This is a genomic window from Klebsiella sp. M041, assembly GCF_059759695.1.
The window spans coordinates 33,973-49,757 of record NZ_JCAXWU010000002.1; the positions used below are offsets into that span (position 1 = coordinate 33,973).

16 protein-coding genes are annotated in these 15,785 nt (G+C 61.7%); 8 read left to right on the top strand and 8 right to left on the bottom strand.

Going from position 1 to position 15,785, the window contains the following annotated elements; all coding sequences use genetic code 11:
* The first annotated feature begins 69 nt into the window (after nt 1-69).
* Nucleotides 70-1,119: an AI-2E family transporter gene (locus tag AC6CWS_RS02240; protein WP_004202085.1), complete on the top strand. Its 1,050-nt coding sequence runs from the start codon at nt 70-72 to the stop codon at nt 1,117-1,119.
* Here AC6CWS_RS02240 and arnF read toward each other — a convergent pair.
* From arnF to AC6CWS_RS02280, 8 genes are all read right to left on the bottom strand, one after another.
* A complete protein-coding gene (gene arnF / locus AC6CWS_RS02245) occupies nt 1,116-1,496 on the bottom strand; it encodes a 4-amino-4-deoxy-L-arabinose-phosphoundecaprenol flippase subunit ArnF (protein ID WP_032454284.1) in 381 nt (126 codons plus the stop codon). The two genes, AC6CWS_RS02240 and arnF, sit on opposite strands and share 4 nt — an antisense overlap.
* Nucleotides 1,496-1,834 (bottom strand): 4-amino-4-deoxy-L-arabinose-phosphoundecaprenol flippase subunit ArnE, encoded by a 339-nt coding sequence (gene arnE / locus AC6CWS_RS02250; RefSeq protein ID WP_023291259.1) that lies wholly within the window; start codon nt 1,832-1,834, stop codon nt 1,496-1,498. Before arnE ends, arnF begins: the two co-directional genes overlap by 1 nt.
* The gene (arnT, locus tag AC6CWS_RS02255; protein ID WP_065883200.1) at nt 1,831-3,486 is read right to left on the bottom strand and encodes a lipid IV(A) 4-amino-4-deoxy-L-arabinosyltransferase; all 1,656 of its coding nucleotides are present in this window, start codon (nt 3,484-3,486) and stop codon (nt 1,831-1,833) included. The genes arnE and arnT overlap by 4 nt, the downstream gene beginning before the upstream one ends.
* Nucleotides 3,486-4,388: a 4-deoxy-4-formamido-L-arabinose-phosphoundecaprenol deformylase gene (arnD, locus tag AC6CWS_RS02260; protein ID WP_065883201.1), complete on the bottom strand. Its 903-nt coding sequence runs from the start codon at nt 4,386-4,388 to the stop codon at nt 3,486-3,488. Before arnD ends, arnT begins: the two co-directional genes overlap by 1 nt.
* Nucleotides 4,385-6,370, bottom strand: coding sequence for a bifunctional UDP-4-amino-4-deoxy-L-arabinose formyltransferase/UDP-glucuronic acid oxidase ArnA (arnA, locus tag AC6CWS_RS02265; RefSeq protein ID WP_065883202.1), 1,986 nt, complete (start codon nt 6,368-6,370; stop codon nt 4,385-4,387). The genes arnD and arnA overlap by 4 nt, the downstream gene beginning before the upstream one ends.
* Entirely contained in the window at nt 6,367-7,350 is a 984-nt protein-coding gene (gene arnC / locus AC6CWS_RS02270) for an undecaprenyl-phosphate 4-deoxy-4-formamido-L-arabinose transferase (RefSeq protein WP_065883203.1), read from the bottom strand. Before arnC ends, arnA begins: the two co-directional genes overlap by 4 nt.
* Nucleotide 7,351: 1 nt before the next feature.
* Complete coding sequence (gene arnB / locus AC6CWS_RS02275) at nt 7,352-8,491, bottom strand: UDP-4-amino-4-deoxy-L-arabinose aminotransferase (protein WP_023291264.1); 1,140 nt, start codon at nt 8,489-8,491, stop codon at nt 7,352-7,354.
* Between the two features lie 396 nt (nt 8,492-8,887).
* Complete coding sequence (locus tag AC6CWS_RS02280) at nt 8,888-9,394, bottom strand: phenolic acid decarboxylase (RefSeq protein ID WP_012540376.1); 507 nt, start codon at nt 9,392-9,394, stop codon at nt 8,888-8,890.
* A 97-nt stretch (nt 9,395-9,491) separates the two neighbouring features.
* Between AC6CWS_RS02280 and AC6CWS_RS02285 the strand changes: the two genes are divergently transcribed.
* The 7 genes from AC6CWS_RS02285 (at nt 9,492) to nikR (ending at nt 15,770) form a co-directional block, all read left to right on the top strand.
* A complete protein-coding gene (locus AC6CWS_RS02285) occupies nt 9,492-10,352 on the top strand; it encodes a LysR family transcriptional regulator (RefSeq protein WP_050534014.1) in 861 nt (286 codons plus the stop codon).
* A 137-nt stretch (nt 10,353-10,489) separates the two neighbouring features.
* Complete coding sequence (gene nikA, locus AC6CWS_RS02290; protein WP_065883204.1) at nt 10,490-12,058, top strand: nickel ABC transporter substrate-binding protein; 1,569 nt, start codon at nt 10,490-10,492, stop codon at nt 12,056-12,058.
* Nucleotides 12,058-13,002 carry a nickel ABC transporter permease subunit NikB gene (gene nikB / locus AC6CWS_RS02295; protein WP_023291267.1) on the top strand — a complete coding sequence of 315 codons (945 nt, stop codon included), beginning with the start codon at nt 12,058-12,060 and terminating at the stop codon, nt 13,000-13,002. The genes nikA and nikB overlap by 1 nt, the downstream gene beginning before the upstream one ends.
* On the top strand, nt 12,999-13,832 hold the full coding sequence (gene nikC, locus AC6CWS_RS02300; RefSeq protein ID WP_065883207.1) for a nickel ABC transporter permease subunit NikC: 834 nt from the start codon (nt 12,999-13,001) through the stop codon (nt 13,830-13,832). The genes nikB and nikC overlap by 4 nt, the downstream gene beginning before the upstream one ends.
* Entirely contained in the window at nt 13,832-14,596 is a 765-nt protein-coding gene (nikD, locus tag AC6CWS_RS02305; RefSeq protein WP_023291269.1) for a nickel import ATP-binding protein NikD, read from the top strand. Before nikC ends, nikD begins: the two co-directional genes overlap by 1 nt.
* The gene (nikE, locus tag AC6CWS_RS02310) at nt 14,593-15,384 is read left to right on the top strand and encodes a nickel import ATP-binding protein NikE (protein ID WP_065883212.1); all 792 of its coding nucleotides are present in this window, start codon (nt 14,593-14,595) and stop codon (nt 15,382-15,384) included. The genes nikD and nikE overlap by 4 nt, the downstream gene beginning before the upstream one ends.
* A complete protein-coding gene (gene nikR, locus AC6CWS_RS02315; protein ID WP_023291271.1) occupies nt 15,372-15,770 on the top strand; it encodes a nickel-responsive transcriptional regulator NikR in 399 nt (132 codons plus the stop codon). Before nikE ends, nikR begins: the two co-directional genes overlap by 13 nt.
* The last annotated feature ends 15 nt before the right edge of the window (nt 15,771-15,785 follow it).

Here is a 15,785-nt window from a genome sequence, read left to right on the forward strand (position 1 = left end):
CGCCTTTCGGAATATTGGCAGCCAGCGAACCGCTACACTTATCAGGCGCGACTCACAAAAGGAATACCTATGTCCCCTCCGCAGGCTGATAAAGCCGGGCTCCATATTTTACTTAAGCTGGCGGCGCTGGTGATTATCCTCGCCGGGATCCACGCCGCCGCCGATATTCTGGTGCAGCTCCTGCTGGCGCTGTTTTTCGCTATTGTCCTCAACCCGCTGGTCACCTGGTTCATTCGCCGCGGGGTGCGGCGCCCGTTCGCCATTACGCTGGTGGTGACGGCAATGCTGGTCATGCTGACCGCGCTGCTTGGCGTGCTGGCGGCGTCGCTCAATGATTTTGTCGCCATGCTGCCCGATTTCAACCGCGCCCTGACGCGTAAGATCGTCCAGCTCCAGGAGTATCTCCCCTTTCTCAACCTGCATATCAATCCGGAGCGCATGCTGCGACGTATGGATTCAGAACGGCTGATGACCTGGGCCACGACGCTGATGACCCAGCTTTCCGGGGCGATGGCCAGCATTGTGCTGCTGGTGATGACGGTGATCTTTATGCTGTTTGAGGTGCGCCACCTGCCCTACAAACTGCGTTTTGCCCTCAATAACCCTCGCCTGCATATCGCCGGGCTGCACCGGGCGCTGAAAGGCGTCACCCACTATCTGGCGCTGAAAACGCTGATCAGCCTGTGGACCGGCCTGATTGTCTGGCTGGGGCTGCTGGCGATGGGGGTGCAGTTCGCGCTGATGTGGGGGGTGCTGGCGTTCCTGCTGAACTATGTGCCGAATATCGGCTCCGCCATCTCCGCCATCCCGCCCATGCTGCAGGCGCTGCTGTTCAGCGGCATCTATGAGTGCCTGCTGGTCGGGGCGCTGTTTCTGGTGGTGCATATGGTGTTGGGCAACATGGTGGAGCCGCGCATGATGGGCCACCGGCTGGGGATGTCGACCCTGGTGGTGTTCCTGTCGCTGCTGGTCTGGGGCTGGCTGCTGGGGCCGGTGGGAATGCTGCTCTCGGTGCCGTTAACCAGCGTCTGTAAAATCTGGATGGAGACCACCGTCGGGGGCAGCAAGCTGGCGATCCTGCTCGGCCCGGGGCGCCCCAAAAGCCGGCTCCCCGGCTAGCGGCGTTTCACCGGCCAGAAGATGGTCAATACGCCGGCGACGATAATCGCCACGCCCAGCAGTGATTGCCAGTGGAACGGCTCATGCCAGCCGGGCAGCCAGATGGCGGCGGCCCAAACGAGGATATAGCTCAGGCTCAGCAGCGCATACGCTTTCGACAGCGGCAGACGGTGGAGGGCAAAGTACCAGCAGACCATCGACAGCAGGTAGCCCAGCAGGCCGAAAAACAGGCCGAAGGTGCCGGGCTGGAGATGCAACAGATGCTGGAGAAACGCCAGAATATCGGTCAGCGGCGGCAACACCACCATGGCGCTGCGCAGTAGCAGCTGCGCGCCGCTGACGAGGCCGACGCTGAATAATGCCCAGAGAAAGCCCATCAGACGCTGGTCCCCAGAATGACAATGCCCACGACGATCAACCCGACGCCAAACCAGTGGCGGGGAGCGACCGGCTCATGCCAGATGCCCCAGCCCGCGAGGGTGACCCAGACGAAGTTCAGACTCAGCATCGGATAGGCGATGCTCACCGGAATTGACTGCAGGACGCTCAGCCACAGCAGCATGCCGCAGCCGAGGCATAACAGCGCCATCCCCAGCCAGAAGAGTATATGACGACTCCGCCGTCCGCGACGGGACGGGCGGGTCGCCTGTTTCTGGCACAGCTGTCCGGCGCAGCTCAGCAGGCTGGCGAACACCAGACAGATCCAGACGCTCATTGCGGCAGATACTGAAGGAAAACGACCCGCCCCAGCTCGTAAGCGTTATCGGGTTTCGGTAACGGTAAGTCGAGCATACTCTCTCCTTTATCCATCAACAGCACCAGCGAGACCGGCCCCTGCTGACGATGCGCGGCCAGCCAGTCGGCAAACCCGGCCTGGCTGACAAAGCTTCCCTGAGCGTCCGGCCAGTCGAGACCGTACTTCAGCTCACCCTGTTTGTCGAACATAATAATATCGCTTCGCTTCAGCTCCCAGGCCAGGCCGCCGGCGATCCCGACGTTGTTGGTCAGGACGTAGCGGCTGGGCTGCAGGGATTCGCTGACGATATCCACGAGGAACTGCGGCTGTTTGCTGTCGATAACCCGGTCCGGGATGGCGAAGCCCACCAGCAGCGCCAGGCCGAGCGGGCAAAGCGCCGCCAGGCTCCAGCGGCGGCCAGCGTCTTTCATCGCCAGCCAGCCCATCAGCGCCCAGACGGCGAAGGCGATCGCCGCCAGCAGACATTTATACAGCTCAATCTTGGTCCACACCGGCTTGTGCATCACGCCCCAGGGCGAGACCACCAGCACGGCGATCAGCCCCAGCAGGCCGACGCCCAGGTTGATCATCCCGTTGACCCGTAACGCTTTCGCGCCGGTCTTCGCCGCCTCCAGCGCGTAGCGCGCCATCAGGATCGACAGCGGCGCAAAGCACGGCAGGATATAGGTCGGCAGTTTGCCTTTGGCGATACTGAAGAACAGGAGCGGCATCGCCACCCAGCCTAACAGATACAGCGCGCCGCGGGCCTCATCGCGCTCAAGCCAACCGCGCTTCAGCGCCCCCGGCAGCAGGGCCAGCCACGGCAGGCTGCCGGCGATCAGGAACGGGAGGTAGTACCAGAACGGCGCTTTGTGCTGGGCGTCTTTTTCGGCGAAACGCTGAATATGCTCGACCCAGAAGAAGTAGCGCCAGAAGTCCGGCTCGCGCTGGGCGATAGCCAGCCCCCAGGGCAGCACCACCAGCGTACAGACGACCACCGCCAGCCAACCGTAGGTCAGCACTTCACGCCAGCGTCGACGGGCGATCACCCACGGCAGAACGCCCACTACCGGCACCGCCAGCGCAAGGAAGCCTTTGGTCATCACCCCCATACCGCAGGCGACGCCCAGCAGCGCGTAACCCAGTATTTTGCCGCTGCGGCTCTGCGCCTGCGTCGCGCCCCAAAAACAGCACATCGCCAGCGCCAGCCACAGGGTGATCATCGGGTCCAGCACCGCATAGGTGCCAATCGCATACACCAGCATCGCGGTGAGAAAAATCACCGGCGACAGGACAGCTACCTTTTTGTCGCGAAAGACGCGCCACGCCAGCCAGGCCACCAGCACGGCGGTCATGGTGATGGCGAAGACCGACCCAAAGCGTACGCCGAAGTTATTATGGCCAAACAGCCATTGACCGATACTGTTGATCCAGTAACCGGCAATCGGCTTTTCGAAATAGCGCAATCCGAGAAAATGCGGCACCACCCAGTCGCCGGTGGCCAGCATTTCACGGCTGATCTCCGCGTAGCGGGTTTCATCGGGTTGCCAGAGCAAACGGAAATTAAGCGGCAGCAGGTAATACAGCGCAAACAGCGCAATCAGAGAGACGCCATAGCGAATGCTTTTCATCAAACACCCGAAGTCAGTAATTGTTCACGTCCGAGCCAGCCTTCCCGGCCAGCCAGTTCACCCCGAACCACTTTGCCAGACGGCAGCTCGCTAAAGTCAGCGGGCAACAGCTGGCTCAGTGGGCAAAACTGAATGTCTTCTTCCGCCGCCATGGTCAGCAGTTCATTGAACTGATCCGCGTAGGCAATGCCTTCCACTTCGGCGTGAATGGTATAGACCGGCACGCCCGGGTCGCGATGGATGCAGTCGAGGAGATAGCGGTTAAAGCCGGCGATTTCCACCGCCGTGCCCACCGCCTCGTCCCAGGTCGGCAGCGTGACCGGGATCTGCACCGTACCGGAGACACCGCTGCCGAGCTGGGGCAGAAACGGCCGCGTGCCGCGACAGTCACTGTTGTAGAGGAAATCGAAGGATTCTTTGGCTTTCACCACTCGCTGATCGGCGCGCCAGCCGGCGACAGCCGAGCAGGTGACCGGCCGGCCGATGATGCGTTCGAGCTCCAGCAGGCCGCGCTCAACCTCCAGCGTCAGCCGTTCCTGCGGCCAGACGCCGCTCCACGCCTGCCAGCTGTAGTGGTCCCAGGCGTGCAGGCCCACTTCATGAGACTCGGCGGCGGCGCGGATCACCGCTTCGTTCCCCGCGCCGATGCGGCGTCCCGGCCAGGCGGTGCCGGCCAGCAGAATATCCCAGCCGTACAGCGAGGCCGCTCTGGAGCGCAGCATCTTCCACAGAAACTTCGGTTTTACCAGGCGCCACAGGTGGCGTCCCATATTGTCCGGCCCGACGCTGAAGAAGAAGCTTGCCTGGATCCCGTGCTGACCCAGCAGGTCCAGCAGCCGCGGAACGCCGTCCCGCGTGCCGCGAAAGGTATCGACATCTATGCGTAAGCCGACCTGTTTCATGGATGTTTAGCGTCCACCAGTTCAACCGTGCGCAGGAAGAAGTCCAGCGTATGCTCAACGGTCTCTTCCATCTCCACCTTCGGCTCCCAGTTCAGGCAGCGTTTGGCGTTGCGGATGCTCGGTTTGCGATGCTCAACGTCCTGATAGCCCTTGCCGTAGTAGTCGCTGCTTTCCACTTCGCGGAAGCCGGCAAACGGCGGGAAGCGATCGCGCAGCGGATGACGTTCGAAGCAGGCCAGCAGCATCTCCGCCAGCTCTTTGATGCTCGCTTCGTTATCCGGGTTACCGATGTTGATGATCTGCCCGTCGCAGCGGCCGTCTTTGTTCTCGATGATGCGGAACAGCGCTTCGATACCATCGCTGATGTCGGTGAAGCAGCGCTTCTGCTTACCGCCTTCGATGAGCTTGATCGGCGAGCCTTCCACCAGGTTGAGGATCAGCTGGGTGATGGCGCGGGAGCTGCCGATACGCGCGGCGTTGAGGTTATCCAGACGCGGCCCCATCCAGTTGAACGGACGGAACAGGGTGAACTTCAGGCCATTCTTATCGCCATAGGCCCAGATCACGCGGTCCAGCAGCTGCTTGGAGACCGAGTAGATCCAGCGCTGTTTGTTGATCGGCCCGACCACCAGATTGGAAGTGTCTTCGTCGAAGTTTTTATCAGTGCACATGCCGTACACTTCCGAGGTCGACGGGAAGATGATGCGCTTATTGTATTTCACGCAGTCGCGGATGATCTTCAGGTTCTCTTCGAAATCCAGCTCGAAGACGCGCAGCGGGTTGCGGGTGTACTCGATAGGGGTGGCGATGGCCACCAGCGGCAGCACCACGTCGCATTTCTTAATGTGATATTCGATCCACTCGGAGTGAATGCTGATATCGCCTTCCACAAAGTGGAAACGCGGGCAGTCGAGGAAACGGCTGATGGCGTCGGAGCCGATATCCAGGCCGTAAATCTCATAGTTGTCGTCCTGCAGCAGGCGTTCGGTCAGATGGTTACCGATAAAGCCATTGACGCCGAGGATCAGCACCCGGGTGCGACGCTTAACCGCCACCACCGGTTTGCTGCTGATCACCGCCCCGGACACCAGGCCCAGCGCCTGCGCCAGCTGGGCGCCCTGCATGTACACCCCGCGTTCGGTCTGGCCGGTGACAACCTCCAGCGCTCCCTCCTGGCACGCCACGATCAGCGGCGCAACGGAGATAACGGTACCCGGTTTAGCTGCCGGCAGATCATGACGGACGCGGGATTTCCAGACGATAAACTTGTTCGCGCCGGCGTAGCCGAAGGCGCCCGGCCACGGATCGGAGACCGCGCGCACCAGATTGTGCAGGGTCTGCGCCGGCTGCTCCCAGTCGAGGCGGCCATCTTCCGGGGTACGACGCCCCACATAGGTCGCCTGGCTGTGATCCTGCGGACGTTCATCGGTGGTTCCGGCGAGGATCGCCGGCAGCGCCTGTCCCAGCAGCCCGGTGGCGGCGGCGCACAGCTTGCGGTGCAGCGTCAGGGCGGCGTCATTCGGGCCAATCGCCACGGCCTGCTGGGCGACGATATCCCCCGCGTCGGCGCGGTTCACCATTCGGTGCAGGGTGACGCCGGTTTCGCTTTCGCCATTGACCAGCACCCAGTTCAGCGGCGCGCGGCCGCGATATTTCGGCAGCAGCGAACCGTGCAGGTTAAACGCCCCTTTCGGCGCGAGACGGAGGATCTCATCGCCCAGCAGATTGCGGTAGTAGAAGGAGAACAGCACGTCCGGCTTCATCTCGCGGATACGCTCAATCCACAGCGGATGGTTCACGTCTTCCGGCGCCCACACCGGAATGCCCTGCTCGGCAGCAAGGCGCGCCACGGAGCCAAAGAAATGGTTTTCGCCAGGGTTATCCGGGTGGGTGAAAATAGCAGCGATATCATACCCGGCGTCCAGCAGAGCCTGGATACCGGTGCAGCCCATATCGTGATAAGCGAAGACTACGGCTTTCATGAACGATCTTCCTCTTTAGATGCCGTTTCCGGCTGGCGAACAACACGTTGAATAAAGTAGCGGGGACGCGCGCGCACGTCGTTATAGATGCGTCCGATATACTCCCCGAGCAGGCCCATACCGATAAACTGAGCGCCGATGAACATAAACAGCACGGCGAAGAGCATAAACACCCCTTCCGCCGCCCACTGCGGGCCAAAGGCCAGACGCAGCACCACCAGCAGCAGGCCGAAGGCGAAGCCCAGCAGGGCTATCACGCTGCCGAAAATGCTGAGCAGACGCAGCGGCGTGGTGGTCAGACAGGTCACCAGGTCGTACATTAGGTTGATCAGGCGCATAAAGCTGTATTTGGAGTCGCCGAATTCACGCTCGGCGTGCATCACCGGGATCTCCACCGCGCGACGGGCGAAGGTATTCGCCAGAATCGGGATAAAGGTGCTGCGCTCGTGGCAGTTGAGCATCGCGTCGATAATGTGGCGACGGTAGGCGCGCAGCATGCAGCCGTAGTCGCCCATCGCTTTGCCGGTGGTGCGCTGGATCAGGCGGTTGATCATCTTCGAGGCGGTTTTGCGGAAGATGCTGTCCTGACGGTTCTGACGGACGGTGCCCACCACGTCGTAACCTTCATCCGCCTTCGCCACCAGCCGCGGGATCTCTTCCGGCGGGTTTTGCAGGTCGGCATCAAGGGTAATAATCAAATCGCCCGTCACATGGCTGAAGCCGGCCATGATCGCCGAGTGCTGGCCGTAGTTACGGTTTAACAGCACGGCGACGACGTGACTGCCTTCCGCCTCGGCGGCTTCGGTGAGCATGCGCGCGGAATCGTCGCTGCTGCCATCGTCGATCAGCAGAATTTCATATTGCCGCCCCAGCGTGGCGCAGGCGGCTTCCGTACGACGAAGCAGCTCCGGCAGGCTATCCTGTTCGTTATAAACCGGGATAACCACCGAGACCTTCTTCACGGGAGGGTAAGTAAGCATATCAACGTCCTGACAGCTGGCGCAGTGCGGAAATGACGCGAGTGACATCGTCATCGGTCATGTCCGGGAACAACGGGAGAGAACAGATGCGGGCGCTGTTCCATTCGGTATTCGGCAGGGAAACCTCAGGGAAGCGCTCGCGGTAATATTTTTGCGTATGGGCCGCACGGAAGTGCAGACCGGTGCCGATACCCATCGCCTTCAGCTTTTCCATCAACGCGTCGCGGCTGATGCCGCACGCAGCCTCATCGACGCGGATGATAAACAGATGCCAGGCGTGCTGGTGATCCCAGGCCGGGACGGTCAGGGGCGTAAACGGCGTGTCCGCCAGCTCGCGCAGATAGCGCTGGGCAATTTCCGCCCGGCGCTGGTTGGCGTGAGGCAGTTTTTCCAGCTGGACCAGCGCCAGCGCGGCGTTGATGTCGGCAAGGTTGTATTTAAAGCCCGGAGCGATCACCTCCGCCTGCGGCGCGCGGCCGTGGGTCTGGCGGTCATAGGCGTCCACGCCGAGGCCATGGAATTTCAGGCTACGGATGCGGGAGGCCAGCTCGTCGTCGTCGGTGACAACCAGCCCGCCTTCAGCGCAGGTCATATTTTTGATCGCGTGGAACGAGAAAATCGCGGTCCCCTGCCAGCCTACGTGGCGGCCTTTATAGTGGGTCCCCGCCGCATGGGCGGCGTCTTCGATCACCGGGATGCCATGGCGCTCGCCCACCGCGCGAATGGCGTCGATATCGGCTGGCGCCCCCGCGTAGTGCACAGGAATAATCGCTTTGGTCCGCGAGGTGATCGCCGCTGCCACCGCCTCAGGGGTGATCATCAGATTGTCGTTATCGACATCGATCATCACCGGCGTGGCGCCCAGCAGGCAGATCATATTGAGGGTGGAGACCCAGGTCTGGGACGGCGTAATGACTTCATCGCCGGGGCCAATACCCAGCGCCATCAGGGTCACGTGCATCCCGCCGGTCGCTGAACTGACGGCAATCGCGTGGCGGTTGCCGGTCAACTGGCAGAATGCCGCTTCAAGTGCCTGATTCTTCGGCCCGGTGGTGATCCAGCCCGACGCTAAAACTTCACGCAGCGCTGCCAGCTCTGCGTCGCCCATCGACGGGCGCGAAAAAGGCAAAAAATCGCTCATCATCATCCTGTTCTGTAGATGACCCACGCACAAATCAGGGTCGTTAGAATAAAATATCCTGCGCCTGTGGACTTAAACGAAATTAAAATGAAGTGAGTTCAGCGCGGCATTCCATTTCAGGGTATTTCGACCACTATTAATGTAGTTGACCTTGCTTAGGATAATATTAAGAAATTAATCTTTTCTCAGTATAGCCAAATAAATCATTAAGAAACAGAATGATAGGTTTTATTTATGGCAGAATTTTGACAAAAAAACGTTCCTGTCTGGAAAAGCAAACAGGAACGCTATCGCGGAAAGTAAACGGGGGTTAAACCAGATAACAATTAATGACGCTGTCTTTGTCACGCTTGATGACAAAAAGTTAGCGCAGATCACAAAGTTATTTCTGCTTAATTACAAATTTGCAGGAAAATCCGCAGGCAATTCACTCGCCGGGCAATTAATTACCTCATCATTATCTGCGCCACAGTCGCGAATGAAGGTGATGGTGGCGAACTCGTCAATCACTTCTGTCGGGTAGGCCGGGCCGGCATCGCGGTAAGAATTCATCAGCGGAATGTGATCGTTCTGGAAGCAGACGGTTTTTTCCGGGTTATTCATGATCCAGCGCGGGAAGAAGATGGTGCCGTGGAACAGTTTATCGCCCAGGTTGACGATCAGGCTCACGTCGGTACCGGTCGGTTCGGTCCAGGAGATTTTGTAGATACTTTCCCCCACCCGCACGATGTACGCTTCCTGATCTTTCACCCAGCGATTGCCGACGATGCCGCTGTGAATACGGTAGTCGAGGGTATGGCCGTTTTTGACGTAAATTTCGTAGTTCCAGCCGTTGTCGTAGGTGTAGACCAGATGTTTACCGATAAAGCCGCTGAGGTCATGTTTGTCGAAAGTGCTCATCATTTGTTCTCCTCTGTGTTGTTGAGAACAGCATACGTCTTTAAAAATTGAATGAATAACGCTATGTTTGGATTAAATACATCCAAATTTTAGATTGATTATGCACAAGACAACCCTGGAGCAGTGGGCATTACTGGAAAAGGTAGTGGAACTCGGGAGCTTTGCCAGAGCGGCGGAGGAGACCAACCGCAGTCAGTCTTCGGTGAGCTATAACCTCGCGCTGCTGCAGGAGCGCTTAGGGGTGGCGCTGCTGGCGCCGTCCGGTCGGCGGGCGGTGCTGACCCCGGCCGGCGAACTGCTGCTGAATCAGGTCAAACCGTTGCTGCAGGCCTTCGCCTACGTTGAGACGCATGCTGCCACTCTGCGCAACGGGGCGCGCACCCGTCTGGACCTGGTGGTCGACAGCATTTTCCCACGCCAGCGGCTGTTCGCCATTTTGCGCCAGTTTCAGCAGCGTTATCCGCAGACTCAGGTCAGACTCACCGAAGTGCTGGAAAATATTGATGACGAGGGCGCGGCGCGAACGGAAGCCGATGTCATGGTTCTGACCCGCCGCCAGGATATTACCGGCCGCGGAGAGTGGCTGATGAATATTGATTTTATCGCCGTCGCCCACCGCGACCATCCTCTCGCCGCCCTCGACGGTCCGCTGGAGGATAGCGCGCTGGCGCCATGGCCGCTGGTGCGCATTGCCGACCAGACCGGCGATGGCCAGGCGACGCGTGACGCCTGGACCTTCTCCACCATTGACGCGGCCATTGATGCGGTGATGTATCAGGTCGGCTTCGGCTGGCTGCCGGAAGAGCGCATTCGTTCCCATCTCGATCAGGGCGTGCTGAAGCGGCTGCCCCTCAGCCACGGCGCGCGCCGCGCGACGCCGCTGCATCTGATCGTCAAGCGGGATCTGGCGCCGATCGACGAACAGGTGGCCACGCTGCTGGGGTTGTTCCGGGCGCCCTGAGGGGTAAGGCGGCGCCTGCCCCTGCGCATAATCATACGGATTACTTATACTTTCCGGCGCAATATTGATCCAGGTTACTCCGAAAGTATGATGAATCACTAAAATCGTCATACTTTCCTGTCGCTGAGAACGCCGTCTTGTCTATTTTCCGCCTCACTCTGCTGGCGCTGGTCGCCTGCGCCCCTCTGCTGGCTCAGGCCGCGCAGCACTCGCTTACTACCGCCTGGCCGGTGAACGTCGGCCCGCTGAATCCGCATCTCTATACGCCCAACCAGATGTTTGCCCAAAGCATGGTCTATGAACCGCTGGTGAAGTATCAGGCTGACGGCAGCGTGCAGCCCTGGCTGGCGACCCGCTGGCGCCACTCCGCCGATGGTAAAACCTGGTGGTTTACCCTGCGCGAGGATGTGACCTTCTCCAACGGCGAACCCTTTAACGCCCAGGCCGCGGCGGCTAATTTCCAGGCGGTGCTCGCCAACCGCCAACGCCACGCCTGGCTTGAGCTCGCCAATCAGATAACCGACGCGCGGGCGCTCAGCGCCAGCGAGCTGCAGCTCACTCTGAAAAGCGCCTACGCCCCCTTACTACAAGAGCTGGCTCTGCCCCGCCCGTTCCGCTTTATCGCCCCCTCGCAGTTTATCGATGGCGGCACCGCCAACGGCATCAAAGCCCCGATCGGCACCGGGCCGTGGCGACTGGCGAGTTCGCAGCTCAATCAGCGCGACGTGCTGGTACGCAACGAACGCTACTGGGGTAATAAACCCGCGCTACAGCAAATCACCATCAAAGTGATCCCCGACGCCACCAGCCGCGCGGTGGCGTTCGAAACCGGAGAAATCGACATGCTCTACGGCGACGAGGGGCTGCTGCCGCTGGATACCTTCGAACGCTTTCGTCATCACCCCGGCTACGCGGCTCGTCTCTCCGCCCCGGCGGAGACGGTGATGCTGGCGCTGAACGCCAGCCAGGGCCCGACCCGCGAGCAGGCGGTTCGCGAGGCGCTCAACTACGCCGTCGACAAGCAGACCCTCGTCGATAGCGTGCTCTACGGCACCCAGCAGGTTGCCGACACCCTGTTTGCGCCCTCGGTCCCCTACGCCCCGCAGGATCTGACGCCGCGCCGTTACGACCCGGCAAAAGCCCGCGCCCTGCTGGCGCAGGCCGGCTGGCAGCAACCGGAAGGCCAGCCCTGGCGACAAAAGGCCGGGCAACCGCTGGCGATTGAGCTGGCGTTTATCGGCACCGACGCGCTGGCTAAATCGATGGCCGAAATTATTCAGGCCAATCTGCGGGAGGTCGGCGTCCGCGTCACCCTGGTGGGCGAGGAGGAGAGCAGCATCTATGCGCGCCAGCGCGAAGGGCGGTTCGGCATGATCTTCAATCGCACCTGGGGCGCCCCCTACGATCCGCATGCCTTTTTAAGCTCGATGCGCGTGCCCTCCCATGCCGATTATCAGGCCCAGCGCGGCCTGCCCGACAAAGGGCTGATTGATAAAGAGATTAGCGAGGTGCTGACCACCAGCGACGAGGCGCAGCGGAAACGGTTGTACCACGATGTGCTGAGCCGCCTGCACCAGGACGCGGTGTACCTGCCCATCAGCTATGTCTCGCTGATGTCGGTTGCGCGCCGGGAGGTCGGGGAGATCCCGTTCGCGCCGGTGAGCACCGAGATCCCTTTCGACCAGATTAAACCGGTAACGCCATAATGTTACGCTATATTTTACGCCGCCTGCTGCTGCTGATCCCGCTGCTGCTCGCCGCCTCCGCCATCATCTTTCTGCTGCTGCGGCTCGGCACCGGCGACCCGGCGCTGGATTATTTACGCCTGTCGAACCTGCCGCCCACTGAAGAGATGGTCGCCTCGACCCGCGAACTGCTGGGGCTCAACCAGCCGCTGGCGATGCAGTATCTGCACTGGCTGTGGCGGGCGCTGCACCTGGACTTTGGCCTCTCCTATGCCACCCGGCGCCCGGTGCTGGATGACCTGCTGCACTTCCTGCCGGCCACCCTGCTGCTCACCGGCGCGGCGCTGGCGCTGATCCTCGTCACCTCGCTGCCGCTGGGGATCTGGGCGGCGCGCCATCGCGATCGCCTGCCGGACTTTGCTGTGCGGCTGATTGCCTTCCTCGGCGTGTCGATGCCGAACTTCTGGCTGGCCTTTCTGCTGGTGATGCTCTTTTCCGTGCATCTGCAGTGGCTTCCGGCGATGGGGTACGGCGACTGGCAGCACCTGATATTGCCCGCCGTCTCCATCGCCTTTATGTCGCTGGCGATCAACGCCCGCCTGCTGCGCGCCAGCATGCTGGAGGTCTCCAGTCAGCGTCACGTGGTGTGGGCGCGGCTGCGCGGCTTGAGCGCGCGCCAGGTGGAGCGGCGGCATATCCTGCGCAACGCCACCCTGCCGGTGGTGACCGCCATGGGCATGCACATTGGCGAGCTGATCGGCGGCACCATGATTATTGAAAATATCTTTGCCTGGCCGGGGGTCGGCCGCTACGCGGTTTCCGCGATCTTCAATCGCGATTACCCGGTGATTCAGTGCTTTACGCTGATGATGGTCACGGTGTTCGTGCTCGCTAACCTGGCGGTGGATGTGCTCAACGCGGCGCTCGACCCGCGCCTGCGCCGCCATGAGGAGGTGAGCGTATGAGATGGCTGCGAAACTTCCGCTGGCCGGTGAAACTGGCCCTGCTGGTTATTGCGCTGCTGGCGGCCATCGCCATCGGCAGCGGCTGGTGGCTACCCTGGGATCCGGCGGCGATTAACCTGCAGCAGCGGCTGCTGCCGCCAGGGGCAGCGCACTGGCTGGGGACCGATCATCTAGGACGGGATATTTTCTCGCGCCTGCTGGCCGCTACCCGCGTCTCGCTGGGGGCGGTAATGGCCTGCCTGCTGCTGGTGCTGCTGATCGGTCTGGCGGTTGGCGGCAGCGCCGGGCTGCTGGGCGGCCGCGCCGACCGCGGCCTGATGCGCCTCGCCGAACTGTTTATGACCTTTCCAACCTCGATCCTGTCGTTCTTTATGGTGGGGGTGCTCGGCACCGGGCTGACCAACGTGATCCTCGCCATTGCGCTATCGCACTGGGCCTGGTACGCCAGAATGGTGCGTAATCTGGTGGTCTCCCTGCGCCAGCGCGAATTTATCCTCGCCGCCCGCCTGAGCGGCGCCAGCCAGTGGCGGCTGTTCAGCGACCATCTGGCAGGGGCGGTGATCCCCTCGCTGCTGGTGCTCGCCTCACTGGATATCGGCCATATGATGCTTCACGTGGCCGGCATGTCGTTCCTTGGCCTCGGCGTCAGCGCGCCGACGGCGGAATGGGGGGTGATGATCAACGACGCCCGGCAGTATATCTGGACCCAGCCGCTGCAGATGGTCTGGCCGGGGCTAGCGCTGTTCATCAGCGTGATGGCCTTTAACCTGCTGGGCGACGCGCTGCGCGATCGCCTCGATCCTCACCTGATCGCGGAGCATAGCCACTGATGCCGCAAAAGATCCAACTGCAACAGATCGCCCTTGCCGCCGACCGCCCGCTGGTCAGCGACGTCTCTCTTACCCTGCGCCGCGGCAAGGTGCTGGCGCTGCTCGGCAGCAGCGGCAGCGGGAAATCGCTTACCTGCGCCGCCGCGCTGGGCCTGCTGCCGCCCGGCGTCAGCCAGACCGCCGGCCGGGTGTTGCTTGACGGCATGCCGGTGCACGGCGAACAGCTGCGCGGCGCGACTATCGCCACCATCATGCAGAACCCACGCAGCGCCTTTAATCCGCTGCATACCATGGCCGCCCACGCCCGGGAAACTTGCCGGGCGGCGGGACGCGAAGCGAATGACGCCGCCCTGCTGGCGGTGATGGAAGAGGTGGGTCTGGATAATCCGCGCTCGCTGCTCAGCCGCTATCCCTTCGAGATGAGCGGCGGCATGCTGCAGCGGATGATGATCGCCCTCGCCCTGCTCAGCCGCGCGCCCTTTATCATCGCCGACGAGCCGACCACCGACCTCGATGCCATCGCCCAGGCGCGGATCCTCGATCTGCTGGCGGATATCGTCGCCAGCCGCGGTCTGGGGCTACTGCTGGTGACGCATGACATGGGCGTTGTGGCGCGGCTGGCGGATGACGTGACGGTCATGGAGAACGGTCGCCTCGTTGAACAGTGCGATGTAAACACGCTGTTCAGCGCCCCACAGCACCCGCTGAGCCAGCGCCTGCTGGCGGCGCATCTGGCGCTGTACGGACTGGAGAAAACAGCATGAATTTACTCAGCGTCAACGGGGTGAGCCACGATTACCCCCACCACGGCAGGGTCCTGCACGAGATCCAACTCGCCATCGCCCCCGGCGAAACGGTGGCCCTGCTCGGGCGCAGCGGCTGCGGCAAGAGCACCCTGGCGCGGATGCTGGTGGGCCTGGAAACGCCGCAGCGCGGCGATATTGTCTGGCGCGGCACACCGCTGACCGCCCTGAAGGGCGAGGCCGTCGGCGCCTTCCGCCGTGATATTCAGCTGGTGTTTCAGGACGCCTTCAGCGCGGTGAATCCGCGCAAAACGGTGCGCGAGATCGTCAGCGAGCCGCTGCGCCATCTGTTCCGCTTGTCGCGCGAGGAGCGCGCACGGCGGGTGGAAGAGATGCTGCACGCGGTCGACCTTTCCACGACGCTGCTCGATAAACGCCCGGCGCAGCTCAGCGGCGGACAGCTGCAGCGCGTCTGCCTGGCTCGCGCCCTGGCGGTGCGGCCGCAGCTGTTGATCCTGGATGAAGCGGTCTCGAATCTCGATCTGCTGCTGCAGGCGGAGATTATCGCCCTGCTGAAGCGCCTGCAGGCCCGGTTTGGCACCGCCTGCCTGTTCATTACCCACGACCTGCGGCTGGTGGAGTGCTTTTGCCAGCGGGTGCTGGTGATGGAGCACGGACGCATCGTCGAAACCGCAACGGTCAGTCTACCGCTGCGCCTGCGCTCTCCTGCCGGACAGGCGCTCCAGCAGGCGGTGCTGCCACCTTTTCCTGCCACTCTGCTCAACGAGGCCATGCCATGCAGCGCGTAACCCTGACCCTTGATGATGACCTGCTGGCCGCTCTCGATGCGCTCAGCGCCCGCCGCGGCTACCATAACCGTTCGGAGGCGGTACGCGATATTCTGCGCGACGCCCTCAACCAGGATCCCGCGCCGTCGGAGCCGCGGCGCGGTTATGCCGTCCTGTCATATGTCTACGAGCATGAAAAACGCGAACTGGCGAGCCGACTGGTGGCCACCCAGCATCATCATCACGATCTCTCCGTCGCCACGCTGCATGTGCATATCAGTCATGACGACTGCCTGGAGATTGCGGTGCTGAAGGGAGACATGGCCGAGGTGCAGCATTTTGCCGACGACGTGATTGCCCAGCGCGGTGTGCGCCATGGGCATTTGCAGTGTTTAGCGGATGATTAACTATTTGAAAATGCC

Bases quoted from the DNA above. Each gene is read 5' to 3' on its own strand.
- nikE (WP_065883212.1), top strand. From the start codon at position 14,593: ATGAATTTACTCAGCGTCAACGGGGTGAGCCACGATTACCCCCACCAC.
- arnT (WP_065883200.1), bottom strand. From the start codon at position 3,486: ATGAAAAGCATTCGCTATGGCGTCTCTCTGATTGCGCTGTTTGCGCTG.
- nikR (WP_023291271.1), top strand. From the start codon at position 15,372: ATGCAGCGCGTAACCCTGACCCTTGATGATGACCTGCTGGCCGCTCTC.
- nikD (WP_023291269.1), top strand. From the start codon at position 13,832: ATGCCGCAAAAGATCCAACTGCAACAGATCGCCCTTGCCGCCGACCGC.
- nikC (WP_065883207.1), top strand. From the start codon at position 12,999: ATGAGATGGCTGCGAAACTTCCGCTGGCCGGTGAAACTGGCCCTGCTG.
- arnF (WP_032454284.1), bottom strand. From the start codon at position 1,496: ATGGGCTTTCTCTGGGCATTATTCAGCGTCGGCCTCGTCAGCGGCGCG.
- arnB (WP_023291264.1), bottom strand. From the start codon at position 8,491: ATGAGCGATTTTTTGCCTTTTTCGCGCCCGTCGATGGGCGACGCAGAG.
- AC6CWS_RS02280 (WP_012540376.1), bottom strand. From the start codon at position 9,394: ATGATGAGCACTTTCGACAAACATGACCTCAGCGGCTTTATCGGTAAA.
- nikB (WP_023291267.1), top strand. From the start codon at position 12,058: ATGTTACGCTATATTTTACGCCGCCTGCTGCTGCTGATCCCGCTGCTG.
- arnC (WP_065883203.1), bottom strand. From the start codon at position 7,350: ATGCTTACTTACCCTCCCGTGAAGAAGGTCTCGGTGGTTATCCCGGTT.
- AC6CWS_RS02285 (WP_050534014.1), top strand. From the start codon at position 9,492: ATGCACAAGACAACCCTGGAGCAGTGGGCATTACTGGAAAAGGTAGTG.
- arnA (WP_065883202.1), bottom strand. From the start codon at position 6,370: ATGAAAGCCGTAGTCTTCGCTTATCACGATATGGGCTGCACCGGTATC.
- AC6CWS_RS02240 (WP_004202085.1), top strand. From the start codon at position 70: ATGTCCCCTCCGCAGGCTGATAAAGCCGGGCTCCATATTTTACTTAAG.
- arnE (WP_023291259.1), bottom strand. From the start codon at position 1,834: ATGAGCGTCTGGATCTGTCTGGTGTTCGCCAGCCTGCTGAGCTGCGCC.
- arnD (WP_065883201.1), bottom strand. From the start codon at position 4,388: ATGAAACAGGTCGGCTTACGCATAGATGTCGATACCTTTCGCGGCACG.